Annotated in this window: 29 protein-coding genes and 1 pseudogene; 1 reads left to right on the plus strand and 29 read right to left on the minus strand. The window is 50.7% G+C overall.

Annotated elements, in window-relative coordinates; translation table 11 throughout:
• Positions 1 to 333: 333 nt before the first annotated feature.
• Entirely contained in the window at positions 334 to 909 is a 576-nt protein-coding gene (locus BA1DRAFT_RS18760; protein ID WP_036782250.1) for a recombinase family protein, read from the plus strand.
• A 175-nt stretch (positions 910 to 1,084) separates the two neighbouring features.
• On the opposite strand, the gene BA1DRAFT_RS18765 is transcribed toward BA1DRAFT_RS18760, so the two are convergent.
• From BA1DRAFT_RS18765 to BA1DRAFT_RS23620, 29 genes and pseudogenes are all read right to left on the minus strand, one after another.
• Positions 1,085 to 1,285 (minus strand): hypothetical protein, encoded by a 201-nt coding sequence (locus BA1DRAFT_RS18765; RefSeq protein ID WP_036782253.1) that lies wholly within the window; start codon positions 1,283 to 1,285, stop codon positions 1,085 to 1,087.
• Between the two features lie 62 nt (positions 1,286 to 1,347).
• A complete protein-coding gene (locus BA1DRAFT_RS18770; RefSeq protein WP_036782254.1) occupies positions 1,348 to 1,974 on the minus strand; it encodes a tail fiber assembly protein in 627 nt (208 codons plus the stop codon).
• On the minus strand, positions 1,974 to 3,083 hold the full coding sequence (locus BA1DRAFT_RS21420; protein ID WP_051560857.1) for a tail fiber protein: 1,110 nt from the start codon (positions 3,081 to 3,083) through the stop codon (positions 1,974 to 1,976). Before BA1DRAFT_RS21420 ends, BA1DRAFT_RS18770 begins: the two co-directional genes overlap by 1 nt.
• Before the next feature lie 2 nt (positions 3,084 to 3,085).
• The gene (locus tag BA1DRAFT_RS18780; RefSeq protein ID WP_036782256.1) at positions 3,086 to 3,673 is read right to left on the minus strand and encodes a YmfQ family protein; all 588 of its coding nucleotides are present in this window, start codon (positions 3,671 to 3,673) and stop codon (positions 3,086 to 3,088) included.
• Positions 3,664 to 4,737, minus strand: coding sequence for a baseplate J/gp47 family protein (locus tag BA1DRAFT_RS18785; RefSeq protein WP_036782259.1), 1,074 nt, complete (start codon positions 4,735 to 4,737; stop codon positions 3,664 to 3,666). Before BA1DRAFT_RS18785 ends, BA1DRAFT_RS18780 begins: the two co-directional genes overlap by 10 nt.
• A complete protein-coding gene (locus BA1DRAFT_RS18790) occupies positions 4,738 to 5,178 on the minus strand; it encodes a phage GP46 family protein (RefSeq protein ID WP_036782260.1) in 441 nt (146 codons plus the stop codon).
• Positions 5,175 to 5,717: a phage baseplate assembly protein V gene (locus BA1DRAFT_RS18795; RefSeq protein WP_036782262.1), complete on the minus strand. Its 543-nt coding sequence runs from the start codon at positions 5,715 to 5,717 to the stop codon at positions 5,175 to 5,177. The genes BA1DRAFT_RS18790 and BA1DRAFT_RS18795 overlap by 4 nt, the downstream gene beginning before the upstream one ends.
• Entirely contained in the window at positions 5,714 to 6,796 is a 1,083-nt protein-coding gene (locus tag BA1DRAFT_RS18800; protein ID WP_036782264.1) for a phage baseplate assembly protein, read from the minus strand. Before BA1DRAFT_RS18800 ends, BA1DRAFT_RS18795 begins: the two co-directional genes overlap by 4 nt.
• Positions 6,789 to 8,147, minus strand: a complete 1,359-nt coding sequence (locus BA1DRAFT_RS18805) for a DNA circularization protein (RefSeq protein WP_235201163.1) — start codon at positions 8,145 to 8,147, stop codon at positions 6,789 to 6,791. Before BA1DRAFT_RS18805 ends, BA1DRAFT_RS18800 begins: the two co-directional genes overlap by 8 nt.
• Entirely contained in the window at positions 8,147 to 9,985 is a 1,839-nt protein-coding gene (locus tag BA1DRAFT_RS18810; RefSeq protein ID WP_036782266.1) for a phage tail tape measure protein, read from the minus strand. Before BA1DRAFT_RS18810 ends, BA1DRAFT_RS18805 begins: the two co-directional genes overlap by 1 nt.
• On the minus strand, positions 9,986 to 10,117 hold the full coding sequence (locus BA1DRAFT_RS24425) for a hypothetical protein (protein ID WP_268747246.1): 132 nt from the start codon (positions 10,115 to 10,117) through the stop codon (positions 9,986 to 9,988).
• A 1-nt stretch (position 10,118) separates the two neighbouring features.
• Positions 10,119 to 10,469 carry a phage tail assembly protein gene (locus BA1DRAFT_RS18815; protein ID WP_036782267.1) on the minus strand — a complete coding sequence of 117 codons (351 nt, stop codon included), beginning with the start codon at positions 10,467 to 10,469 and terminating at the stop codon, positions 10,119 to 10,121.
• Positions 10,470 to 10,471: 2 nt separating this feature from the next.
• A complete protein-coding gene (locus tag BA1DRAFT_RS18820) occupies positions 10,472 to 10,831 on the minus strand; it encodes a phage tail tube protein (RefSeq protein WP_036782269.1) in 360 nt (119 codons plus the stop codon).
• Between the two features lie 12 nt (positions 10,832 to 10,843).
• Entirely contained in the window at positions 10,844 to 12,316 is a 1,473-nt protein-coding gene (locus BA1DRAFT_RS18825; RefSeq protein ID WP_036782271.1) for a phage tail sheath subtilisin-like domain-containing protein, read from the minus strand.
• Entirely contained in the window at positions 12,317 to 12,496 is a 180-nt protein-coding gene (locus BA1DRAFT_RS18830) for a DUF2635 domain-containing protein (protein WP_036782273.1), read from the minus strand. It lies immediately after the preceding gene.
• Positions 12,493 to 13,053, minus strand: a complete 561-nt coding sequence (locus BA1DRAFT_RS18835) for a DUF1834 family protein (protein WP_036782275.1) — start codon at positions 13,051 to 13,053, stop codon at positions 12,493 to 12,495. The genes BA1DRAFT_RS18830 and BA1DRAFT_RS18835 overlap by 4 nt, the downstream gene beginning before the upstream one ends.
• A complete protein-coding gene (locus tag BA1DRAFT_RS18840; RefSeq protein WP_036782277.1) occupies positions 13,053 to 13,505 on the minus strand; it encodes a gp436 family protein in 453 nt (150 codons plus the stop codon). Before BA1DRAFT_RS18840 ends, BA1DRAFT_RS18835 begins: the two co-directional genes overlap by 1 nt.
• 4 nt (positions 13,506 to 13,509) lie before the next feature.
• The gene (locus BA1DRAFT_RS18845; RefSeq protein WP_036782279.1) at positions 13,510 to 13,941 is read right to left on the minus strand and encodes an HI1506-related protein; all 432 of its coding nucleotides are present in this window, start codon (positions 13,939 to 13,941) and stop codon (positions 13,510 to 13,512) included.
• Positions 13,942 to 14,000: 59 nt separating this feature from the next.
• The gene (locus BA1DRAFT_RS18850) at positions 14,001 to 14,924 is read right to left on the minus strand and encodes a Mu-like prophage major head subunit gpT family protein (protein WP_036782281.1); all 924 of its coding nucleotides are present in this window, start codon (positions 14,922 to 14,924) and stop codon (positions 14,001 to 14,003) included.
• Positions 14,924 to 16,132, minus strand: coding sequence for a phage protease (locus BA1DRAFT_RS18855; RefSeq protein WP_036782283.1), 1,209 nt, complete (start codon positions 16,130 to 16,132; stop codon positions 14,924 to 14,926). The genes BA1DRAFT_RS18850 and BA1DRAFT_RS18855 overlap by 1 nt, the downstream gene beginning before the upstream one ends.
• A 135-nt stretch (positions 16,133 to 16,267) precedes the next feature.
• On the minus strand, positions 16,268 to 16,768 hold the full coding sequence (locus BA1DRAFT_RS18860) for a phage virion morphogenesis protein (RefSeq protein WP_036782285.1): 501 nt from the start codon (positions 16,766 to 16,768) through the stop codon (positions 16,268 to 16,270).
• Positions 16,769 to 16,900: 132 nt separating this feature from the next.
• A complete protein-coding gene (locus tag BA1DRAFT_RS18865; RefSeq protein ID WP_036782287.1) occupies positions 16,901 to 18,214 on the minus strand; it encodes a phage head morphogenesis protein in 1,314 nt (437 codons plus the stop codon).
• On the minus strand, positions 18,198 to 19,775 hold the full coding sequence (locus tag BA1DRAFT_RS18870) for a DUF935 domain-containing protein (RefSeq protein ID WP_235201165.1): 1,578 nt from the start codon (positions 19,773 to 19,775) through the stop codon (positions 18,198 to 18,200). The genes BA1DRAFT_RS18865 and BA1DRAFT_RS18870 overlap by 17 nt, the downstream gene beginning before the upstream one ends.
• A complete protein-coding gene (locus BA1DRAFT_RS18875) occupies positions 19,772 to 21,334 on the minus strand; it encodes a terminase large subunit domain-containing protein (RefSeq protein ID WP_152544350.1) in 1,563 nt (520 codons plus the stop codon). The genes BA1DRAFT_RS18870 and BA1DRAFT_RS18875 overlap by 4 nt, the downstream gene beginning before the upstream one ends.
• On the minus strand, positions 21,334 to 21,906 hold the full coding sequence (locus tag BA1DRAFT_RS18880) for a DUF3486 family protein (RefSeq protein ID WP_036782289.1): 573 nt from the start codon (positions 21,904 to 21,906) through the stop codon (positions 21,334 to 21,336). The genes BA1DRAFT_RS18875 and BA1DRAFT_RS18880 overlap by 1 nt, the downstream gene beginning before the upstream one ends.
• A gap of 2 nt (positions 21,907 to 21,908) precedes the next feature.
• The gene (locus tag BA1DRAFT_RS18885) at positions 21,909 to 22,196 is read right to left on the minus strand and encodes a VpaChn25_0724 family phage protein (RefSeq protein WP_036782305.1); all 288 of its coding nucleotides are present in this window, start codon (positions 22,194 to 22,196) and stop codon (positions 21,909 to 21,911) included.
• Positions 22,197 to 22,204: 8 nt separating this feature from the next.
• Complete coding sequence (locus BA1DRAFT_RS18890; protein ID WP_072164826.1) at positions 22,205 to 22,507, minus strand: DUF2730 family protein; 303 nt, start codon at positions 22,505 to 22,507, stop codon at positions 22,205 to 22,207.
• Positions 22,491 to 22,718: a TraR/DksA C4-type zinc finger protein gene (locus BA1DRAFT_RS18895; protein WP_036782293.1), complete on the minus strand. Its 228-nt coding sequence runs from the start codon at positions 22,716 to 22,718 to the stop codon at positions 22,491 to 22,493. Before BA1DRAFT_RS18895 ends, BA1DRAFT_RS18890 begins: the two co-directional genes overlap by 17 nt.
• Positions 22,715 to 23,179, minus strand: a pseudogene (locus tag BA1DRAFT_RS23620) (hypothetical protein); the annotation flags it as partial. The gene BA1DRAFT_RS18895 and the pseudogene BA1DRAFT_RS23620, both read right to left, overlap by 4 nt.

The following is a 23,179-nucleotide window of genomic DNA, read 5'->3' on the forward strand; positions in this document are numbered from 1 at the left end:
GTGTAGCGAGCCGCGTAAATTGAAAAAGCGCGTCATTTAAATTGATAAAATTTCCGCGCCGCGCTTTTTATCAAAACATGTGGTTTATTGAGGTCCTTTTGCGGTCAATGATTGACTGCTTTTTGCTCGTTTCTTTCTCCATTCTTGCAAACACTCATTTTGAACATTAATTGATCTAAAAAGGCCGCTTGAGAGATCTTATCCAGCGGCTAAATTAACAGGTCACCATTCCAGATGGAAACACTGTAAATCAGCGTGAGGTTTTTCGCACACTCACACATAGAGCTAATTTTGATAAATACAATTTATTCTATGTGCAGCGACGGAATTTACATGTCAAAGATTGGTTATATCCGGGTGTCAACAAATGACCAAAACAGCGACTTACAAAAAAATGCGTTGATAGGTATAAATTGTGAGCAAATTTTTGAGGATAAATTAAGTGGAAAAACAACCAACAGACCTGGTTTAAAGCGGGCTTTAAAACGACTTAAGAAAGGAGATACTTTAGTTGTTTGGAAGCTAGATAGGCTTGGTCGTAGTGTAAAACATCTGGTCGATTTAGTTTCCGATTTAAGTGAACGTGGCATTCACTTTCAGAGTCTGACTGACAGTATTGATACTGGTACAGCAATGGGGAGATTCTTCTTTCACGTTATGAGTGCACTGGCAGAAATGGAACGGGAGTTGATAGTTGAAAGGACAATTGCTGGATTAATAGCTGCTCGTGCGCAAGGGAGGGTTGGAGGCAGACCAGTAGCATTATCAGTTGCTGAACAACAGCAAGCTGCTAGATTACTGGTAAAGGGTCACACACGTAAACAGCTATCGCTGATTTACAATGTTTCCCTCTCCACTATTTATAAATATTTACCAATAGAGAAAACCAGACAAGAACAGCTAAAATAAATCACATATTTTGATAAAAAGCGCGGCGCGGAAATTTTATCAATTTAAATGACGCGCTTTTTCAATTTACGCGGCTCGCTACAACGGTAAAGCCCGAAAAATTGAATTTACTTTATCACTGAAAAAAGTCAGTGAAGATATTCGAGAAGGCTTAAGCAATATTACTGCTGATGATTTACTTAATATTGTTAAATAGCGCAGTGCGTTTGCTGACTCTGTTTTTATTTAAAGCATTAACCGTATCTTGAGATATCGCAGCAATATCATTGCGGATTTTCTCATTGTCACTTTTCGATGATATAAGCTTCCTGTAATTGGTTGCTGGCATGATATTCATGATGCTACTTGCAGCAATTAAAAAACGACGTATTGACATCTTTAATCTCCAAATCTTGAACACGGAACACGAAGAACAAGGGCCAAACGGCCCTGTTTTTATTATTTGGGCTGCTCAGGCCACTCAACGTTGGGCGCTTGATTCACATCTACACGACTCAATAGCACTCTGTATTTTCTCCATTCGAGCAGAGCTTCTTTCTCTGCATCAGTAGCGTCTTCCAAGTCAACAGAGTCTTGCAGCAATGAGATTGTTTCATTTGCTTGCTGTAACAGTGCTGCTTGTTGTTGTTTTGCTTCGTTGATTTGATGAGACTTGAGTAAGTCTTTATCAACTACCCAGTCCTTACCATCCCATTTGTCAAAATCAGTTGGGGGCTTCTTAAATGTTAACGTGTCGGGCAGCTCACCGATTTCAGTCACTTCAATCGGGTCACGAGTCAGCGTGTCGTAAGCAATTTTTCCGCGGTAGTCGGGTAGGATTTCCCAGCACTTTCCATCTTTGCTACGACAGACCGCCTTGTCATCAGAATCTGGAAGCTTTGGCGCGTCAGGATAAGCACCGGCTGATAGACTGACACCGAGCATGACGTATTCGATATCTGAAGCAATGAATTCTCTCGTTATCTGATTCGAGTGATAAACTTTTATCCAGCCAGGTTGAATTGCTAATCCGTCTTCACCCAATACGGCTGTTTCATGTTCTAAAGAGTATTTTTGTTCTGTCATTATACTGCTCTCACTATGTAGTTAAATGCGATATTGCGGGGGCGGGTTTCATGGCCGCCAGTGTTGTCAGCAATTGACGTAGCTGTGGCGGTGCCCATAGCGTCTCTGCCGATTGGGTATTTGTAGCCACCCGGCGCCCCCTGATACGTCCACAAATAGCTATTTTCGTTACCGTAACCCGATGCAAGCTGTATTCTTTTTGTGCTGTCAGCTTGCCACGTTCCGCACACGCGCCCCGGATCGACCCCTCTACTATCATCCCATCCCCGGATAAATTCGCCTCTTAAATCGGGCACTCTACCGGCAGGGTAGGCTTCCGCTAGCTTCGGGTATAAAGATTTGTCGAATGTCTGACCGTTGCACGTTAAGTAACCGGGTGGCGTGTAGCGATGGGGGTATGGAAGCGGGACGCCAACGGGAACAATATCATCAAGTGTCGCTAATGTTCCGCTTTTCTGTTGTGCAAATAAATTGTATCTACGATTGCCGTTTTCATCGTTAGAATAGATATGCAACAATTTCCCTTCTGAACCGTTAACCCCCAATACATGCCCATCTTTCGATTTGAAACGCAAATTCGGATAGTTTGTGTTGTTATTAATCGTTAAAGAACCGACACTTGCATCGGAAGCACTGTTAATACGCAAGAAATTAGCATCAACAAAACTTTGCTGTGCTGAATTCTTTGCCAACTCCACCGTATCCGATAAGCCGAGGTTTTTCACAAACGCATTTTTATCAGGAATGTCGGCACCGTTTTGATTTTTTGCCAGCTTACTATTAGCATTGTCATTCACTTCACTAACCAGCTTTTGTGATGCGGCTAATACACTGCTATTACCCAGTTTATCCGTCAGCCCAATGCTCTTTTCAGCGACAATACTTTTAATGGCTACAGCAAGTTGATCTAATTTGCTCTTATCAGGCTTAATACTCGCCGCTTGCAATACAGACAGCAATTCAGCTTGCACAATGTTAAACCACTCCTGACCGGGGTAGCTGACAGCAAGACCCGCGCCGCCCTCAGTAAACCAGAGCGGTGTTGGATTGCTTGCCGGCGTGATGGGCGGCATTACGCTAACGCCCGATGGGTTATCAAGTCCAAACATCGTTAATCCTCATGATAAATAAATACAAATTCAGTTTCGGCGGGGGCATAGCGTTCTAATAAACACTCAAGGTCTGCCGCATCAGCAACACGCAAGCGTTGCTGACAATTATCAAGCACAGTTGAAAAGCGCGAGGTTCTTTCAAAGACATGAACAAAAACACGAAACCAATTCTTTTCTGGATAAATGGGATAGTTGCATCCACGCAGGCAATGATGGGGGTAATGCTCCTCGATTTTAATACGATAGCCGCGTTCTGCCGCCAGGTGCGCATAAAATTGATTACAAAGACTGCCCGACATCACTAATTTTGCTTTTACTGCCTGCCGGCGACTGTCAATTGTTGACTCATTGTCAATACTGCAATCGGGAAGCCCGGCAAAGTCTTCCCAATCTTCAAGCAGCATAAAAGCCCGGTCGGCATAAATTTCATTTAAAATGGCATCATTAATCACATCGATGCGGGCAAATTCTTCGCCGGTAGCCAGCATTAATTGACCCAAATTGCTATCAGGATCTTTTAGCCAGGTTTTACCGTTGGGCAGCAAATCAAGCCCGGATTTTTGATAGTCTTTTGCGGTCATTGCCATTCGACATCTCCGAGTACAAAAATTTCATGCCCGGCTGCATACACGTCCGCAACAGGTGAAATCACAGTGTTATCAATTTCACCCGGCGCGTTAGAAATGGTTGCCCGCATTTCTGATAGCAAAGCCAGTCCACCCGGCGGCAAATTTTCCAGATAACCTTTCAAATTGGTTTTTACCGCCTGTCTGACGACTTCTGTGTTCGGCGATAAGCGAATACGAAAATTAATGATCTTGGCAGCAGGGCTTTCAACAATCAGTTCTGCCCCGGTAGTCTTACCCTCTGCCTGATTAGTCACCGGGTTAATATGCCCGGTCAGGTATTCTTTCACACGCACCAGATCGCCTGGTCGTGGAAATATATTGGTTTCTTCGTCCATCACGAACAAAACACCGACCGACCCATAGCCACGGTAGCGAGGAATACACCAGGCGCGAGTGACACCTGCGCATTCTTTTGCCCAGCGTTCATAGTCATATTTATTGCCCCCGGAGGGCGGATATTGCACCCTGAACAACAAACGAGAACGCAGTGAATCAATCGATTCCAGTTCTGCACCACCGCCGATGTACTGACTGATCGCTTGAGTTTTTACACCCACTACGGGCGAAACCAATTCAAATTCAACCCCGGATGCTGTATTTCCCTGCCTGCCGGGTTCGATGGCAATAACAGAAACTGGGTTTTCACCCGGTGCCGCATAGACATCATCAACGGACTCAAAAACAACCCCGTCCGGGCGCTGAAAGCGTGTGCCTTTCGGTATCACGGTTTCATTTAGCACAGTCACTGTAATACTGCCTGTTGCCTGAGTGGCGGGTTTACGCCATACTCCCCAGAATTCGCAATGCTCAAGCAGCTTGTCATCATCCGCAAGATGCGGAACAACTTGTCGGCTGGTCCATGCAAGATGATCATGCAATCCGGCGGCATTACCCGCGTTAGCAAAAGCAATTGCCCCCGTGGTACTGAATGCAGAACGGGCAAATGTGCCGGGTAAACGACTTTCAATATCTGACTGAGTACGAGCCAGTAATGTGCTAAGAGGCGGGGCTTTATACGGCATTTAAATCACACTTAAATGGGCTTTAAACGACAATGGCAACACACTGCCGTTGAATAGAATAATATTAATTGTCAACAGTAAAACCCCGCGTTCGGGTGCTGTTGCAGCAACAGTGATTTGCTTTGCATTGTTATCTTCAATCAGCCATGTCAGCGCTTCTTCTGCATAGGCTTTGGCGCGATGCAAAACCGATGACAACTGTTTCTCTCGTGATAAAAGCCACAAGCGGCTGCCAATCTGCCGCGCATTAAATGAGTCTCCCCACCAACCGCGTTTGTCAGTACCGGCCCCCGAAGGAAGCTCGTCAGAATCCAGTGCCCGACGGTCAGTAAACAAGGAAATAATGACCGCGGTAGCTAATGAATTATCGAGCACAATATCCGCATGCTTGATAGCAATGTCTGCGTTGTTGGTTTGCCATTGAAGCGCAATGTCATTCATCTCGGTTTGCTCGTGCTGTATCCGTCATGCTCTGTGTGAATGTGGTCTTTACCGCTGGTTGAACCTGACATATGATTGTCAGCCGTACTGACACCTTTTATATCAACATTGCCGGTAAAGCGGGTTTGGGGAGCATCAAACACAATTTCATCCGCCACGACTTCCAGACGCTTGCACTGAATGCGAACAACACCATTTTCAGTCAGTAAAACATGATGCCCTTCCAGGTGATAAAGCGTACTGTCACCCGCCTTTAACTTACCCATACGACTGTTTTTATTATCGACGGCAATCGCAACCAGGTGCTGGCGAACGCCACTGACCGACAACACAATAGCCTCACTGCCGACGGGAGGAACACTACTGTGACCATAGTTTTGAAAACGTTCCACATCGTCAGCCGCTTCATCAGCCAGCAACGAAACTTGCAGGTTTTGCCGTTTCAGTGAGTCATTGACAATATTAACCACGCCCCGCGAAATCAGCAGCCGGACCCGGCGCTGAAGGCTGGCAATGAGTTTATTAAGCTGATTAATCATTTCCATACCCCATCATTGGTTTTGGGTTCAGGCTGGGCGGGTTCGTTAAAACCGTCACGCGGCATCAGTTCGAGCTTTGTTACTGTCCCGGCATCGTTATCAAGCGTATAATTCACCGAGATAATCAACAGGGCTTTCTCATTCAATCCGGCTGGCTGGGCCTTTAGCACCACCAGTTCGTTAGGCTGCCAAAGCTGGCCGTTTGGTTTGAACCAGCCGGTGACCCCCACCGTTGCGGTTACGCCATGCGCCAGTGCGCGTTTTTGCTCCCACGAACCGCGTGCATTGCCTTTCGCCTTAGTCAGGTTATCGTCAGCAAGAATAATAGTGGGGCGATAGCGGGTAATTTCAGCATCACGCACATCAATATTAATCGCGGTAGATTGCGCCGGGGTTTGGGTTTCTCCCCATAAGCCGCCAGCGGCATTACTGCCTTTGACGCGATACAAACTGAACCGGTCAACCCAGGACAGATAGGTGTCAATCGTTTGAATTTTTACACCTTTATTGTCTGCTGGCCCCAGCACTAAAACACCGGCTTCTTCCGTGCCGGCAGTGGTAAAAACCAACTCACCCAGGGCATTGCTGGTTATCAATACCCCGCGGTGCCGGGCAGCACGAGAAAGGTTGTCAAACACAGTTTCGCCGGGTTCAATCTGCCATTGTTTGAACACGGTTGCCGCCGATACCGTTTTGACTTCCCAGCAAACAGTCACACCGAACGGCTTACACAAGTCTTTGGCGATAGTTTCCAGCGTGACATTACGCCACTGACCCTTGCCATGTATTGCGGCACAATCGACTAAATCCCCGGTTTTATCCCGGCCTGACACTGTGATAGTCCGCTCATCATCAATACGGGTTTCCACCGTATCCACATAACCGGTAATTACCCGCTGACCATTTATTTCGAGCTGACAAGATTGTCCCGGCATGAGTACCAGCGGTGAGTCACTGCCTTTAACGGTGACACCTAGCGAAAATTGCCCGGCCATATCTTCAATACTGCGGGTCACATCCAGCGTTTTCCAGCCGGAATAAATTTTATTGCCCAAAATTAATTCTATCGTGTTAGCCATTGATGACCTCGATTTCTACACCACCGGTGACGAACGCCGGGTGTCGGATACCGTTCCGTCGGATAAAACGAGTAAGTTGATGCACCTCACCCGTTTCACGATAAAGCGTGACCAGCGCCGGCTCTGTTCCTGCTAGCGCAATCTGTCTGGCTGTCGGTAACGCCCCCGCCGTGGCCTGCATTTGTTGCACAAAAGTAATGCGAAAATCTCGCAGCTGATTTGAGGTCTCGAACCAGCCCAAATCACCGGTTGCTATCAGTAATTGCATCAGCTCATCATCAAGCTGTACGCTGGCTTTACGGGTATCATCCAGCGTTTCAATCAGCGGAATAGAGGTTACCGGGATTTCAGCCCCAGATTCGGATGACTGAGCATTAACGGCTGCCGGAGAAAAAACGGTGTAAGATGTTCCGGCCAGGGTTAATGAAGGTGCCGGCGGTTTGGTTTTCGCGGCTTCTGTCGCCGCGTTTAACACTAACCCAGCAAGTTGAGCCGCAATAAAAACCGTGGTGGTGGTATTCACTACATGCTGTAAATGCGCCACTGCCGGCACATTCGATTTTGATTGCACCTGAATACTGCTGCCGGTTTTACGTAATGCCCGGCTGGCAACGGCGGGTGGAGCAACTTCCGCAATGCCGCTGACCAAATTAGCGATATCATCAAAGAGCTGATGCGGGGCATTAATCAGATTCTTTAAGGAGCCTTTCAGCGCCAGTGCGGAACCTAATAATTGGTTCATACCTGATGTGGCAGACAAACTGCGAATACCGTTAACAATAGTATTAACCGTCGCTTCAACGGTATTCAGCGTATCGGTGACTTTAGCTATTGCGCCGGTTACAGTGTCCCATGCTGCTGTGACATCGGACAGAACGCGGCTCGTCAGGCTGTCGCTGTTCAGTTCGGGCTTGTGCGCTTCAACCGGGGCTGTTTTATCCGCTGCCGGCACAAAGGTGACAGAGAACATCGCAACCCCACCGGTATAGCAGGATTCACGTACAGTGTAGGTTTCGATTTGAATTCGCTGCTTGCCCCAATAAGGGTGATCGATTTCGCCGGGTTCGGGAGCTTCAAGTGCCGTTATCAGCGCATCACGCTGACTAAAATAGTTATCACCAAACACCACCGCCGTAAATGCATACTCGCGGGTGGTCAACCCCATGTCTTCGGTTTCGCCGTCATCCCGCAAGGGGTATTCATGACGAACCACACGACGGCCGCCAGTCAATGTCGCATCATCAATAATATAGAATGGGGCACCGCGAAATGCCCCTTTACCCGTCCCCACTTTTGAGCGCCATGAGGTATCATTAAACAGGGTTAACACGCCATCAAAATCGGACATCATCAGTAACTTCTCCCGTAGCTGTAGCCGGTGTTCACTCGCAAATCGATATTTTCCGATTTGACTGATTTCGTTTTCGCTTTGATATCCCCGGTCGTTTCAACCTGGATCGTGATCTTGCCTTCCGGCGGTTTTTGCTGATTTTGCTGCGGCTGGGGCTGTGGGCTTGCGGGTTCTGCCAGCGACGGAGGAGACTTCTGTTCCCAATTTCCGGTTAAATAAGGGGAGGGCTTGATCCCTTCTTTCACTATCTGATCGTTACGCTTATACCACCACTCCTTGAGGCTAATTGGGAATAGTTTGGAACCGCGCTCTTGACCGTTCTTATCATATGCATGGGGGTATTCTTCACGCATCTGTTCAAAATACTTATTAAGATTTTTACTTGCTTCTTCGGATGACAACCCGGGCAGCGCAACTGTTGATGTAATTGCCGCTCCGCGGAGTCTGCCTTTTTTTGATTTAAAGATATCATCAGGGCCAGTGGCATGATTATTGTTGTTCTGGTCTTGCCAGTTCGTGACATAAACGGGCACCACATCCGAATCACCCGCCCCCAGTTTGCCATTATTAGACGGGGAAGTGGAATTTGCGCCCCCAGGTCCTTTAACCATATCGGATAACTTTTTATAACCGCGCCATGCATATCGTGCCGCTACCGCAGCCCCGATGGCATACGCGGCTTTTTCAACTGCGGCGGCATATTTGTCTAGCTCTTCTGGGGTAAGTGAATGAATGGCATCGGCCAGGTCTTGAACCGGCTTAGCCAGCTTTAACTGCGCAAATCGTTCGCCGGTATTCGCCATGGACGTTAATGCACCATTAAACGTCTGGACATTCTGCGTGGCTTTTTTCTCCAGCAATCCCTCTTCAATATTTTTCGGGTGAGCAATTTTTTTTACCAAATCCCGTTTTTTGGGATCGGCAAAAACCAACGCCAGTTTCAAGGTATCGCCGTCAAAAACATCTTTTAAATTGTTTTCTTTATTTTTGGCCGCCGTGCCGATTTCAAACATTAAATCGAGGGGATGTTTAAATTGACCATTTTTATCTTTTACATTAATCCGGCCTTTTCGTTTTAAAATTTTCTGCTTTTCTTTATCATTAATAACGTCGTAAAAACCTTGCATGGCAGAAAAAGCCTGCGCTGGATCATTGAATTCGGCATCGGCAACCCGCAGCACTGCCAGCATTTGCTGTTGGTCTAACTGGGATTGCCATTTTGTATCTTTTCCTAATCCCCTTAATGCAGCCAGTTGGTCACCAATATTGCCCGTCCCCTCTTTGCTGGCAGAAACTACGCTGTCCAGCCATTTTCTCATTTTCTCTGGGGACTTAAAGCCAACATTAAACATCCCGCCCAATTCATCCCCGGCAGCACTGGCTTCCAGTTTTATCGCGTTAATCGTTAGTGCAATATTGTCCAGTTGCGCTAACGTCGCCTCAAAATCATTTGTTTTTCCCAAAAAGGCTTCTGCACCGGTCGTTAAATCAGAAGTACTGAGTTTACGATGCGCGGCGACTTTGGTTACCGCGGCATCCAGTTTCATCACCTGGTCCGCCGTCAGATTATAGGTTGTGCCCAGTTCTGTGATGGTTTGCTGATGATCAGCAACTTTTTTGCCCGCCATTGCAAGCCCGCCGCCGGTAACAAATCCCACAATGCGGTTATCAAATTTATCCAGAATACCGTTCGCCCCGGTGACGGCGCTAGAAAACAGCCGCATTGAGCGGCTGCCTTCCGTGCCGAACCGGCGGATACTGGCCCCGAACTGACGGGATTTTTGCGTCACATTGCCGACCAGATTAACAATAAATTCGGCGCGATTTTTCGTTGTCATTTAGCGTTTCTCCAGCCAGTGTGAGTACAGCAATAGTTTCGGCAACGGTAAGGCCAGCGCCCAGGCTGGCCCACCCTTAAGCCGAATACCGACGAATAAGGCAGTGCGCTCGATAACCCGAACGCACTGCAAACTATCGCCCCTCGTCTGCGACTTGCCTCATCGTTTCCATCGCGACATGACGCTGTAAACCGGCCTGGCTGGCGATTAACTCCAAATCATCCTGATGCAGTGTTTTTAACAGTGCCATCGGTATCGGGCCGTTGATGTTGCCAATCCGCGCGATAGTGCGGCGTAACAACTCATAGCCCATTTGCGCCGGACTGGAGAGCAGCATCGGGCCTTTTTCCGTCATCACGACCCGCTCACTGGCGGTTTCGGCATCAATCAAATCGCCGGCGGTTAACTGGCGCAGCTCGACATCAAACTGCTTTTCGGCCTCGTCGTCATGGCCGTATTGCAGGCCGTGCTTTAACTGAAACATGGTTAAATTTCCTTACATTCAATGCCGATAAATTCAGCGGATATCTCACCCTTGCTTGTGAGTGACACATTACCGTCGCACCAGGCATTAGCGAGCATAAAACGTTCGCCGGTGTCACATTCAAATTCGATAGTCGCATCCACCATATTTTTAATCACAAACAGACTGACGCCGGGGCCTTGCGGAATAACACAGCTCAGCCGGGCTTCTTTCGGTGTCTGCTGCCAGCCGTAAACCCGGGCACCGATAACCGGGTCACGGGTTACGCCGCCGGGCGTCAGTTGCGCACCATCCTTGGTCTGAATTTCTTTGCCGTTAAGCCGGATATACGCGATACCGGTGTACTGATAGGGGCTTGCCATCATTTTTCCTTATTACAAAATAAACTGGATAGCGTGCGCATAAATACGGAACTGATTAACCAGGTTCGGATTGCTGCGTACGTTAATGCGATTGCGATCACTGCTGTCGCGCTCCACAATCAATGTTGCTTTAAACGCGTCAAAATCTTCCACCAGTCCGGCAAATTCATGTTCGGTAAACAGTGCCAACAACTCCGTTCTGATGACGGACGGCGTGACTATCGCCTGTCCGGCACTGAACGGCGTACCGTCATTGGCCAGCTTATGCCGCGGGTATTTTTGCGTGATACGCACCCGTGTTGAGTAACGCAGATACGAGAGAGTCGCGATAGTCTCGACATCAAGATAACTGGGGTCGGGGTCGCCGAAGCTGTTTTCACGATACATGGTTATCATGCGCTCAATCTGCACGACATTACCCGCCGCCACATTGAATGTTGAAATCCCATCGTAAAGCAGCAAGTTACGCTCATTCAATGCCCAGCGGTCGCTGGCAGCAGGCGGCAAAATACCGGGCAGTTGCAGCGTCTGGAGAGGACGAGCCGGGTCAATACTCAGTGAACCCACCGCCACGCCCGCCAGGGTGGCCGCCCAGACATAAGTTGGCTGCGGCGCAATCCCGGTTGCCAGCGTGGAAAACAGATAATCATTGCGTAACGTCCCGAACGTTGAGGTTTTAGCTAATGTGCCGCGGCAGGCCATCCAGCAAATGCCGTCAATCATCCGCAGCGGCCCCCAACGGGTTTTCAGTTCGTCACGCAGTAAATCGAGATTCGGCGTATCCGTGAAGGGGTTAACAATATAGTTCCACCAGGTATCACCGAGCGCCGTAATGGCGGTTGCTAAATCGGGATTGCCCGTGGCCCCACCCATCGGGGTGATCGCTAAGTTGATGCCCGCCGGGAGCATTTCCCCGTCGTAGTAGTTGACCCGGACATCAATATCATTGCCGGTTTCACCACCCCATTTGGCTTTCAATATCACGGTGTCAGCCAGGGCTTCTGCACTTGCTGTGACCGGCAGTTTTTCCTGTGCACTAATCGTCTCGCGGATTTTACCGGCCATTGTGACCGCATCATCCCCGGCTTTGACAGTCACACGTACAGGAACGCCGGCTATCATCAACGCAATTTGCCCGGTCTGAGCCACCTTGCCGATAAGCTGAATTTTCCCCTCAGCTTTGACGCCATCGTCAGTATCGTCAAGGGCAAGCGCCCACAGTTCGGCAAACGCATTGCCTTTGATAAATGACGCGGCCATTTCAGCCAGCATGGAGCCACGCCCAAACGCGGTTTCAGCCGCACTGGCAGAGGTAACACGAAAGGGTTGCCCGGCGGGTACCCGCCCGGTTTTCAGGCGCAATCCTAAGAGCAGCGTCTTATGCAACATCTGCGGCGTGCCGGTGACGGCCGCACTGTTATCAAATTCGATGTAGCAGAGGGGTACCCGAATATTTGACGGGATTTCATTAAATGAGAGAGCCATTTATTGCGCTCCTTTTTTCGTTGGTACTGTAGCGGATATTTCAATCACGTCACCGTCTTTCAACCGACGCAGCCAGTAGGCGTTACGGGGCTTTTTTCCCCCTTTTTCCGCTAAGGGCTGATAGGTTTCAGGGTCACGAACAACTAACCCCGGTGTGGGTTTAATATGCAATTCAGTCATGGTGTTAATTTATCCTGAGTAGGTAAATGGATCAGGGCTTCCTGTTCAGGCGTCCCAGATGGCTGCCCCCATCGCTGATAGTGAGTTTCATAATCGTCCAAATCGTCAATTGCGACAGGGTCCGGCAACGGCTGCGGCGCATCAAAATACAGCCCATACACCGCCACGCCTGCCTGACTTTGCGTATCGCTCCACAGGTTGCCAACCTGAGTCAGTGTGAAATTACCCGCCGGGGCAATCCGGCGGTTGTTCAGCCAGGCAGTGAGCCGTTCAACAATCTGATAAATGCCTGGCACCTGGGTTTGTTTACCGTTTAACACGGATGCGCTGACAAAAACGCCCCAGGTGCTGATCGCCGTATGACGTATCTCGCCCTGGCGACTGCCCAGCCAGGCAACATAAACCGCTGGTGCGGTATTGATAATCAGCTTGACAGCGCTGTCGCTCCACTGGCCGGGATGGGTATCCACTTTGCGCAGCGTTTTACCAAATAGCTGTTGGATGCCCGCCAGCAATGCATCTGAAATATCACTGGTGATCGAGGCCGGTGTCTTCATCAGATAAATCCCCGCGATTTCTCGCGCTGCCAGACGCTACCCGCGCTGGTGATTTGCGCAATATCACCGCTTGCGGGGCGTTCAGCCTCTTTACTGAGTCCGAGACTGACATCCCCGGCGGCGACTTTTTCCAGCAAGCGAATCGCCTCTTCGCTATCTTTCGTGGCTTTTTCCGTGGCCGCGCCGTCTTCGAGCGAAAACCGCGCCAGCACACAAGCCACCCTGACCAGAACCGACGGGACCGTTTTCAATGGCAAGGTCGCGCGACTGTCGATATAACCGTCAATCGTCGCGCAAGCATCATCCAGCGCCGTTTGTATCAGTCGCTGACGCGCAAGAGTCAGTTCGTCATCGGTTAATGCGGCCCAGTTATCAATCTTGACATCCGTCAGCGTGTTAAGACCGTCACGACTGTAACGCGCGTACATATCAGCCAGTGTGGCGTAACTCATTTATTCATCCCCGCGCCAGTGCTGCCGTGATTTCATCAACGGTGATATCGTCACCGACGATTTCACGCCATTTCTCAATACGAGGCGTACCGCTTTTGGTGAAAAAGACCTGCGGGTCCGCTTCCTGTTCAGCACACATCACAGCATTCAATAGCCGTTCATCACGGCCGGGCTGCTCAGGCCCGGTTAACGGAGATAAGTTATCTTGATGAGCCAGCCGCCCCGGTTCGTCATTATCTGTATCTGTCGTAATAACCGTGACAGACAGGCGGGGATCGGCTTCCAGCGCCTGGCGCTGGTCAACATCAATGGTCGGCAACGTGTTTTCTCCCCGAACAAGCACAAACCCGGCACGGCGATAGCCATCATGGGCGGTATTAACCACGCAAACACCCATCGTTTCGGCGTTTTCAGCCATTGAAATTTTTTCTGACATAACATTTCATGTCCTTTAAACAAGGTTTAAACGGGGTTAACACCCCGTTTAACAGGTGATTAGAGGTAGTCCGCCACAATCAGCTCAAGGCGGCCTTTCATTTCATTGCTGATAGTGCCGCCCTTCGCGTCTACGGTCAGTTCACGCTCAAGGAGCCGGGTGGCTTCTTTTTCCATTGCCGGCGGCACAACCAAATGTGTAGGCCGGATTGCCAGCGGACGCCCCCCATCGGCTTTAAATTGGCGCATGGCGGAAATCACCGACCAGACGTTATCCGTGGTTAATGGCGCTTTAGCGGCATAAGCCAGTTGCCAGAATGAATAACCGGCTTCACAGCGGGTATCGACGCCATAGCGAATGAGCTTGCGCATAAAGTTCTGCTCATCATCGACTTTATCCATCGCTACCATTTCCGGCGCTTTACGTTCCTGGAAAATAATGGGTTTAATGGCCCTGGAATTATCAAGTACAAACCACGGCAACCCTTTATAGCCGTCGTCTGTCAGGATGTTACTGACTGATTTAGCATCACCCTTACCGTCTACATCGGGGTAGACCGGATGGTCAGCATCAAAGAAGTTCTGTTTGTCGTAACACAGATTAGAGAAGCCGTTTGACAGCGCACCGAATACCAACTCATCCGGCTGCACACCGGCGGCACGTCCCATTTCAGTAAACAGCGGCGAGTAAATGCCGACGTTATCGTCTTCAATATCATCCCGATCAACGCCCACCGTACTCTCAAATGGCCGGTTAATGATTTGATAACCGTGTGATTGCATATCTTTAATAACGCGATCACCGATCCATTCACGCATGCCCGGAAACTGCCCCAGCCAGCCGTAAGTATTCGATTTTGTCGTGCTGGGTACCACGGTCGCAATGTGCTCATACTGGCTGGGAGCCTGGTCAAGCCCGTTTTGAAAATCGCCGTTCCAGCCGGTAAATAACGCTTTAATCAGCGCGGGGGTCACAATCGCCATTATTTGGCTCCTTTTTGTTTGCGTTTCAGGAATTCGGCCTCAGATAATCCCTGGAGCCTCGCCGCTTCTTTTTCAGACGCGGACAGAACGGCCAGACGCGACGGTTGTTTCGCTCTCAGGGTTTGACGGCTGGTGAGGGCCGCAATGCCTTTCCGGCCCGCAATCGCGGCATTTAACTCGGCAATACCGTGATGTCTCGCTACCGCACGCAAATAAGGCACCTCTGCGGCTATAACGCGCCCTTGCCGGCGGGCGCTGGAGATAATCGACTCCGCACTTTGCGCACCCGACCGGGCACTTAACACGGCGGCGCGGCGGGCCAGAATCTGATATGCACGAGTGGGAACAAATTGAGTTAAGTCGACACCACTTAACGCGGCATCTTCAAGGATCTGCTCTGCTTCGGCGATATCGGCGGCGGCATCATCAACGATATCGGTTACGCCACTTGTGACACTGTCCGCGTCTGCCGTACTCTCAATCACCTCTTGCGTATCAACAGCTGCCTGGGCTGACGCTTTCAGGGTTTCAATCGCTGACAGCGCCTGATTCAGCAAATCACTGAGCGCCTCTTCGCTGAGTTCGGCGGTATCGTCGGGCAGTTCAATACCCAGCTGCTCTAGCAACTGGAGAATAAGATCATTCATAACAATGTCCTGTTTTGATGGGGGTAAAAAGTCCGAAAGAGTTTGCGCCGCCAGCACAGCCAGAGGCCGCATACCGGTTAAACCGGGGTCATTGGTGAGGGCGCCCATCCTCAAATAAAGGGGATGGCCCCGCTCGTTATAAGGAAATACGGCGGACAGATAAGCCCATTCGCGGTTATCGATGGCGGTTTGAGCCGCCGGCGTTAACGACAGGCGAACAAACAGCCCCAAACCTTCGCGCCACTGCATATCTGTTGCGGGATTTTTCAGCCAGGCCGCCGCAATAGCGTCTTTGCACGCCGCAGCATCGTCATCTTGTTTTAATGTCACATGGTTGTAGTCAAACAACACCGGCTGGCCGACAGCGGCTGTCGCCGTAATAAACTGTTCAGCAATGGCGGCATCCATAAACCACTGCCCACCGACAACATCGTCCGGGCGGCCGTCACGGGCACTAAAATGCCCCGCGGGCAGGAGCTGATACCAGCCATCGGCGGCCTGAGTCATCGAGGCATTCAGAATCGCTAAACGGGTGTTGGGAGTTGGGCTTTTCTTTTTCATGCTGCCATTCTGGGCAATATGAAAAGAAAATGGGTGTGTGGGGGATCACACCTGCATGGGAAAGAAAAGGTAAAACGGGGGAGAGCAGTGACACTATACCCCGTTTAAAACCCGTTTAAAAATCGCAGGAGGCGTTTAACTTTTTTTTCTGTAAGACGGACATACTAACCGTGCCTTGAGTGCGGCTGCGTGCTGCGTATTGATAATGTCGATAATATCCGCCGCGCCTTGCGCTGACAGCCCCATATACGGGCGAGCGGGTACCGCAGCCGGGCCAGGCGGCATATCGGGCAACCCGCCCCATTGATGGATCGCTGCGTAAACTTTGTTAGTGCCAATGACAGCGCTCACTGCGTCATACGCTGTTGACAACGACATCGCCAGCCCCCCCTGTGAGCGCTGTAACATCCTGCCTGTCTTGCCTTTTTTTGCCAGGCGGGCTTTGTACTTTTCGGTTAACGGTTTCCAGGGGTTGCCTGTCGTCGGGTCAGCTTCTTGCGCAAACGCCTCTTCACTTTCACTGGCGAGAACCGCGGCAATCGCGCGGGTGATCGGCGTCGTATCCCGCCCCAGTTTTTGCACCCGCTTAAAGGCCGCCTGTATCGCCGCATCATCAAATTGATAGTCAAGTTGCATTCATTCTCACTCATGGTAAAATAGGTTAAACAGTGTACGAATAACGGTAATTCGACGTCAGCGCAAGCCATACGTTTATGCGGGTTCGACTCCCGCCATTGTGACAAGCCCCGGTTATTCGGGGCTTTGTTGTTACAGCGCCCCTTTCAGTAATTCATAATTCCCGCCAGCGACGCCTTTTTTCAGTTCAGTTAACGGCACCCGGTACGTATTAATCACCACATCTAAGGCATCCGGTTGTTTGCGTACCGACCACGGCGCATTGACCACTGTTTTAATGGTGAGGTCATCGTCACTGCGAATATACAATAAATTCTGATTCTGCTTATCCCAAAGGACAGCCGAGGGATTAGCAATCACCCGCGGTAACGCCTGATATTCGGCCATTGTCAGGGCGACGCCTTTTTTCTTGTGTTTAAGACTGTCAGCATGCACCAGGTCTTTCTCACTGATAGCCAGTACGCGGGCGGCCGGCTTGCCGGTCCGTTCCTCCACGGCCACGGCAATATCATCGGTCATAAACCCTAGCGGCTGAATGTTGTTGCCAGGACGCCGTTGCGTCAGCACCTGGCCGACCCATTGCGCGAACGCGTTTTGTCGTACCGGGGCGTTATTCAATGACTGAATAACCTGCTGACGGAGTTCACGGTTTTGCAACCCAATCAGCTTACGCGCAATACTGATATCCGACCCCATAGCCAGTTGCCCGGCATTGTTTGACCAGCCCGCGCCGGTGGTCATGCGCTGCTTGCCATTGCGGTACGTCGTGACTTCTGACTGATAAACTTCACCTGTCCGCTTATCAATCCCGGTCTCAACAAGTTGGGTGCTCACCGCGCCGAGACTGGACTCGACCGTTAACCCCATCCGTTTAACCTGCGCGGCAGTCAATGCGCGAACGCGGCAGCGACACCCCCAGTCGTTAGGTGGATAGAGCGTGTTCCAAATCGGATCATCAAAACGAAACACCCGCCCGTGCATCGCGGCATGGCTTTTCCGCGTGTTCTTGTCAATGACAGCAATGTACTGCCAGTAAGGATGAGTATCTGTACTTGCCAGTTGTTGCTGATATCGCCCGGCTTGATACGCGGTCGCTAAATTGGTGCGATAGATAGTTGCCAGCCGGGCCGGGCTGCCTAACTGGACGGTTTCCGCGTCAACCACAATTTGCTTACCCCACCAACCCTGCTCTTGCAAACGGGGTTTTAGGCTTTTAATAAAATCGCGTTCGGTGGTGCCCTGACTCAGCGCTTTATCCACCTCATCACGAATAGTCGTCAGAATATCCATCCGCGCCGCTTTGGCCACGGTGAACGCCCGCGCATGAGCGGCAGCATCGGTTTCCTGCCAGTTCCAGTTGACGTCATAGCCCTTGGCGCGAAAATAATCCACGGCCAGTTTTGGCTCTAATTTAGCCGCAATACCTAAATCAACCGGTTGTGGCATTCAGACGCCCCCAAAGTTCCGCGACAAACATCGCCCGATGTAACATATCAGCCAGTTGTTCATCGTCCATGTCAGTATAGAGTTCAGACGCTTTATTTTTTGCCGCCTCATAGCCCCCGGTTTCCAGTGCCGCAAGAATAGGAACCAGCAGCGGGTCAACCGTGTTTTGCCATTCCTGGCCGCTTACCGCACCCGGCATCGTATTCACCGATGTCACCGGCTCCGCCGTTAATGCTGTCCATCCGGTTTTAGCGTTTAAGAAGGCGGAAGAGAAATCCGGGGCTGCGGGTGTTTCGGGGACTTTCAGGCAATCTTCATCATCGGCGGCAACAGGAATTTGCAGCTTATCATGCACCCATTGCACCGGAATTTTCATCCCCAGACCGACCAGCCCCGGCAGCGCGGCGGCATAGGCGCTCACATCTTCCGGCTCGGACAAATCAAACTCAAACACCGGCTTACGCCGTTGATTATCGAACGACTTGCAATTGAGGGCGTATAATGGAAACACCAGGTCTCGTGTCAGCGTGGCCGCCAGTTGGGTTGCGTCACTGTTGCGCACCTCGAAACGGACTTCATTATGCACGTTACCCAGCGCGTTAGTACTCGTCGCGCCGTCAGCCTGGCTGGTCAGTGTGCCGCCTAAAATAGATTTGGACATACTCAGTTCAGCCCAGCTCATCATTGCCATGAACGGGTCTGATGTGCCGTCTGCCGCCGCTTTAAAATCAATCAACATTGAGCGCGGAATAATCCCGCCGGCGTTATGACCGATTGACATGACCGCATGCAGTAAAGTCTGTTTCTCTTTGTCGGTCGCGCCCGCCGGATATTGCCCAACTCTGATAGGCAGACCGTAGATTTCCAGAAACTCGGCCAGGTCCCTAACCGAATAGTTTTTAAAGATAAACGGCCAGACCAGGGTGCGGATTAATCCGGTACGAGCAAGATAGCCCGATTTGGATTTGGCAATATGCTGTATCCAGCCGAACGGCTGCAAATCTTCCCCGTCCGCCGTCCCGTTGCGTAAACGTAATTGATTGCGCTCATACTGAGGCGTCTGAAACCAGGCCGGGTCGCGCCATTCCACCGCACGCGGAATAATCAGCTCGCCGGCATTTTCCCATTCAATCTCCTGGCAGGAAAAGCCTTTCAGAATGGCATCCGTGGCATCAAAAAGACAATCGGGCAACCAGCTCGCATCTAATAAGATTTCGGTCAGCAGTTCCGCATCCCGGATTTCTTCCCGGCTGGCATCCGGCGGCGGCTTAATCGCCCAATCCAGAGACTGGATAGCCCGCCGGCGCTTACCCAATTCTGACTGCAAATGCGCGTCTTTTTCTTCCATATCTTCCGCCAGTTCACACTGTGCCAGTAGCTGGCCGCGCTCGGCATCAATCAGAATGTCAGCCGCGCGCGCGGGCGTCAAACCACTGACCGGATGATCACCGTAGTATCGGCGCAACTGTGACACACGGGACTCATCATCCTGCGTTTGCATATCAGGCTTAAACCAGAAACGGCGACCTACCGCATCCACTAATCTGTTGAATATTTTCACCAGCAGCCTCGCTCAAAGGTCAGTAAATCGTCGTCGTCATTTGCCACGGTGTGTTTACCCGGCAGCGGAATAAAGTCAATCATTTGTCCATCCATATAAGTCGCGCGGGTAAACATCAGATACGCCCCGGCACTGTCGCCGTGACGTTTTTTACCGTTTGCCCCGGCTCGGCGGGTTTTATCAATTTTGGGGACACCCCGGATATTCTGAATTTGACGCTGGTCAGTAATGATATCTTCGTCTTTAGGGATGCTGATGTCATTGGATTCATACAGTGCCTTGTATTTCGGCGACCACTCCCGATAAAAGTTATCGGTGACATGGATAGCATCAACCATATCTTCACCGTAATGTAATAACACGGCTTCCCCTAAATAACCGCCGTTCCCCGTCGAATCGATGGCGATACCCACCAGGCGGGGGAGCCGGTCAATCATAAAAAAGGCAATCTGGCGCTGCTGGTTATAAGGCACATCATGCAGTTCAACGGTGATCAACAGCCTGCGGCGAGTGTCCTGCTCAATACTCCCGACCCCGATAACAGATAAATCGCCGGAACGGGCAAAATCCTGCCCATAGGCATGACGGGTATCGGGATCCAGTTTTTGTAATGCCGGTAACAGCATCTCTTCACAAAACGTCAGTACCGTGTTTTTACGCTCGTCTTCCGTCCAGCGCATATGGCCCCTGGGCATAGCAAAACGGACAACAACACACCCCTCATCAGTTGCCCGATCAATCAGCACTCGGGGGATATAGGCCCCGCTGCCCTGCTTCGGCACACAATAATATTCTTCCAGCGCATCTTCTTCCGTCGCCGTGTCTTTGAGTAAATTGGCTTTCCATTCGTCCTCTTTTTCCTGCGACCAGATTTGCCGGGAAACCTGACAGATACGTTTATACAGTCCGTCATTGCAAGCATCATCCAGCGTGATGGTATGCACAGCGTACCGCTTACGCCCGGCACGTGAGTCCTGGATCAACTCGTTGAACAGGTTTTCAGTGCCATTATGCGTCGAAATAATCCGTACTTTCGCCCCCCACATCGTCAAAGCCAGTGCGGCTTTCAGCACTTCGGCCAGCCGCTCATGGAAAGCGGCTTCATCGATAGTGACATTCCCCTGCATCCCGCGCAGGTTCTTCGGATTGCTGGATAATGCCTGGACTTTAAACCCGCTGCTAAAGTAAATAACAAACGTCAGAATATCTTTGTCTTCATCTTCAAAGACTTCTTCACCGATTTCGCCCGCCGCCAGACCGTAAGCCTTAGCCCACATGGCCGCCGCATCAATAAATTCCCGCGCCATTTCTTTATTGGAACCGATATAGAAATGGTTTGTGCCGCCGGCGTCACGGGCTTTGGCGGCGGTCAGTGATGCATCGGCGGCCTCAGCCCAGGTCAACCCGACCCGCCGCGATTTTTCTGCAATTTTTAAGACCGATTCATCGGCGATCCAGCGCTTTTGATAACCCAGCAGCACCGCATTGGGATCAAACGTTTCGTCGTTAACCGCATTGATAATAAATTCCGTCGCCGGGTTTAATTCCTGTGCCAGCATTAAGCAATCCCCAATATTTGACGCTTGATATCTGCCGCCGCTTCCGCCGTGAGACCGGCCTGTTTGACCAGGGTTTCTGTCTGCTCTGCGGCTTCCGCCGCAAACGCGGCCCGGATTTCTTTTTCGCGCTTGGTGCTGGTCATGGCGGCCTGTTCAATGCGGGCAGCGACCAGGGCTAACTGAGACAAGGCTTTCGGCTCAACCGGCTCCCCCCCTTCGGCCAGCTTCATACTGGTTTCAAACGCCAGGGATTTCACAAATTCTTGCAACAGCTTACCGACGTCGGAAGAGGGTGCAGACCCCAGACGGGAGACCCACACGTCAGCAATTTCTCTCCCCTCGCGAATACGGGCACCGAGGGTTTCCATCCGGGAGGCATAACGATTCAGACCCGTCCGGGAGATTTTCAGCGCATCGGGTAAGCCTTCTTCATCAATCAATTCATTCACTGCCGCACGGATATCTTCCTGAGTATGACGTTTGTCACGTAACAAACTGTGCAGCTGGTCGCGGATGGCCTGCGGCAACAAATCAATCTTTGATGGGCGGCCCCGGGTACGCTTATCACTCATGACTATCCCCTTGGCCGGGGGCGCTTCACGCCCGGTACGGTACTGCGACCTTCTGCGACATCCGCCCCGCGTCCGGTCAGGGTAGCAACCAGACAACTGGCGACATCCTTGATCGACACCAGCCCCTGCTCTTCCAGCCAGGACATATGAGAGCGCACCACGTCACGGCCAATACGATGACCGTAGGCATCAAGACAGGTCTGCAAGACCGATTCATTAGCATCACCACCACATTCGGTCAGTGAACGCAGCAAAACCAGTCGTTGGTCAGCGTTCAAAATTTCACGCATGGATGACATTAATTCTTTTCCTTTAATTCATTTTGCAATAACAAATCACTCATATGGCGCAACTGGCGTAGCTCCGGCAGTGCCGCTTTTAAATCACCGCGCAGATTTGCCATTTCTAACTGCAAAGCGTGTAATTCTTTCTGGTTCGGTAAAGTCGACAATGAACCTTCCAGCTGACGTACTTGCATTTTAAGTAACTCAACATCATCACGTTTGGCATAAGTTTTACTGAGCAACACCAGCACCACGTTAAAGGTAACCGTAACCGCCGCCCATACCATCGACCAGTTTTCTTTAAGAAATGCCAGCACCGAATTTTTTCTCCCATAATTCAAACTGTGTTTGGCAGTCAATACAGCGTTCAAACGCAGGATTAACGGCCAGCCGGGCGGGATCAATCACTTCGCCACAGTGACCGCAAATGCCATTCCCTGTCTGGACTGGGCGCTCAACATGGGCTTTTAGGGCCAATTCACGCTGGCATTGTTCTACTTCACAGGCTTTATCAATCAGTCTGCTCATTTTGTTTTCCCTGTTGTTTGTCGACCAGGGCTTTGATTGCCAGCAGCTTTTGCTCCAGTTCCTGGCTCCACTGCCCGTACCGGCTGGCGTGGGTCAACAGCGCCTGTGGTTCCCCGGAACGCGGCATCGGCGGTTTCAGCGGCAGTTGCAGCAGATCGGGCGGAATGGCCGGGCAGGCTGAAATCACCAGGGGCGGCGTGGTGGTAACCGAGCGCGGTTTGGTAGAGCCGCAACCCGTCAGGGCCAATGCCGGTGTAAGCACTCCCATCGCGACTAAGGGCATCAGGAATACTTTGTTCAATACGCTGTGTGGCTTGCGATAAGCGTGTGATAGCGGCGTATAAGTCATTTGAAACCTTTTCATTTGCATGTTGCTGTGCCTGCTGTTTTTCAATCAAATCGTGCAGAGCGCCGGCGTTTAATTCGGCGGTGGCTTTTTGTGCCCGATAAAAAGACAGTTC

The sequence above is a fragment of the Photorhabdus aegyptia genome (assembly GCF_000612035.1).
GTDB lineage: Bacteria > Pseudomonadota > Gammaproteobacteria > Enterobacterales > Enterobacteriaceae > Photorhabdus > Photorhabdus akhurstii.

Bases quoted from the DNA above. Each gene is read 5' to 3' on its own strand.
- BA1DRAFT_RS18865 (WP_036782287.1), bottom strand. From the start codon at position 18,214: ATGCCACAACCGGTTGATTTAGGTATTGCGGCTAAATTAGAGCCAAAA.
- BA1DRAFT_RS18880 (WP_036782289.1), bottom strand. From the start codon at position 21,906: ATGAGTGATAAGCGTACCCGGGGCCGCCCATCAAAGATTGATTTGTTG.
- BA1DRAFT_RS18800 (WP_036782264.1), bottom strand. From the start codon at position 6,796: ATGGCTAACACGATAGAATTAATTTTGGGCAATAAAATTTATTCCGGC.
- BA1DRAFT_RS18895 (WP_036782293.1), bottom strand. From the start codon at position 22,718: ATGAGCAGACTGATTGATAAAGCCTGTGAAGTAGAACAATGCCAGCGT.
- BA1DRAFT_RS18805 (WP_235201163.1), bottom strand. From the start codon at position 8,147: ATGATGTCCGATTTTGATGGCGTGTTAACCCTGTTTAATGATACCTCA.
- BA1DRAFT_RS18770 (WP_036782254.1), bottom strand. From the start codon at position 1,974: ATGACAGAACAAAAATACTCTTTAGAACATGAAACAGCCGTATTGGGT.
- BA1DRAFT_RS18780 (WP_036782256.1), bottom strand. From the start codon at position 3,673: ATGGCAATGACCGCAAAAGACTATCAAAAATCCGGGCTTGATTTGCTG.
- BA1DRAFT_RS18885 (WP_036782305.1), bottom strand. From the start codon at position 22,196: ATGCGTGAAATTTTGAACGCTGACCAACGACTGGTTTTGCTGCGTTCA.
- BA1DRAFT_RS21420 (WP_051560857.1), bottom strand. From the start codon at position 3,083: ATGTTTGGACTTGATAACCCATCGGGCGTTAGCGTAATGCCGCCCATC.
- BA1DRAFT_RS18860 (WP_036782285.1), bottom strand. From the start codon at position 16,768: ATGCAACTTGACTATCAATTTGATGATGCGGCGATACAGGCGGCCTTT.
- BA1DRAFT_RS18760 (WP_036782250.1), top strand. From the start codon at position 334: ATGTCAAAGATTGGTTATATCCGGGTGTCAACAAATGACCAAAACAGC.
- BA1DRAFT_RS18850 (WP_036782281.1), bottom strand. From the start codon at position 14,924: ATGGCGATTGTGACCCCCGCGCTGATTAAAGCGTTATTTACCGGCTGG.
- BA1DRAFT_RS18835 (WP_036782275.1), bottom strand. From the start codon at position 13,053: ATGAAGACACCGGCCTCGATCACCAGTGATATTTCAGATGCATTGCTG.
- BA1DRAFT_RS18810 (WP_036782266.1), bottom strand. From the start codon at position 9,985: ATGACAACGAAAAATCGCGCCGAATTTATTGTTAATCTGGTCGGCAAT.
- BA1DRAFT_RS18795 (WP_036782262.1), bottom strand. From the start codon at position 5,717: ATGATTAATCAGCTTAATAAACTCATTGCCAGCCTTCAGCGCCGGGTC.
- BA1DRAFT_RS18785 (WP_036782259.1), bottom strand. From the start codon at position 4,737: ATGCCGTATAAAGCCCCGCCTCTTAGCACATTACTGGCTCGTACTCAG.
- BA1DRAFT_RS18825 (WP_036782271.1), bottom strand. From the start codon at position 12,316: ATGGCTCTCTCATTTAATGAAATCCCGTCAAATATTCGGGTACCCCTC.
- BA1DRAFT_RS18855 (WP_036782283.1), bottom strand. From the start codon at position 16,132: ATGAAAAAGAAAAGCCCAACTCCCAACACCCGTTTAGCGATTCTGAAT.
- BA1DRAFT_RS18765 (WP_036782253.1), bottom strand. From the start codon at position 1,285: ATGTCAATACGTCGTTTTTTAATTGCTGCAAGTAGCATCATGAATATC.
- BA1DRAFT_RS18815 (WP_036782267.1), bottom strand. From the start codon at position 10,469: ATGTTTCAGTTAAAGCACGGCCTGCAATACGGCCATGACGACGAGGCC.
- BA1DRAFT_RS18875 (WP_152544350.1), bottom strand. From the start codon at position 21,334: ATGCTGGCACAGGAATTAAACCCGGCGACGGAATTTATTATCAATGCG.
- BA1DRAFT_RS18840 (WP_036782277.1), bottom strand. From the start codon at position 13,505: ATGAGTTACGCCACACTGGCTGATATGTACGCGCGTTACAGTCGTGAC.
- BA1DRAFT_RS18790 (WP_036782260.1), bottom strand. From the start codon at position 5,178: ATGAATGACATTGCGCTTCAATGGCAAACCAACAACGCAGACATTGCT.
- BA1DRAFT_RS18845 (WP_036782279.1), bottom strand. From the start codon at position 13,941: ATGTCAGAAAAAATTTCAATGGCTGAAAACGCCGAAACGATGGGTGTT.
- BA1DRAFT_RS18830 (WP_036782273.1), bottom strand. From the start codon at position 12,496: ATGACTGAATTGCATATTAAACCCACACCGGGGTTAGTTGTTCGTGAC.
- BA1DRAFT_RS18820 (WP_036782269.1), bottom strand. From the start codon at position 10,831: ATGGCAAGCCCCTATCAGTACACCGGTATCGCGTATATCCGGCTTAAC.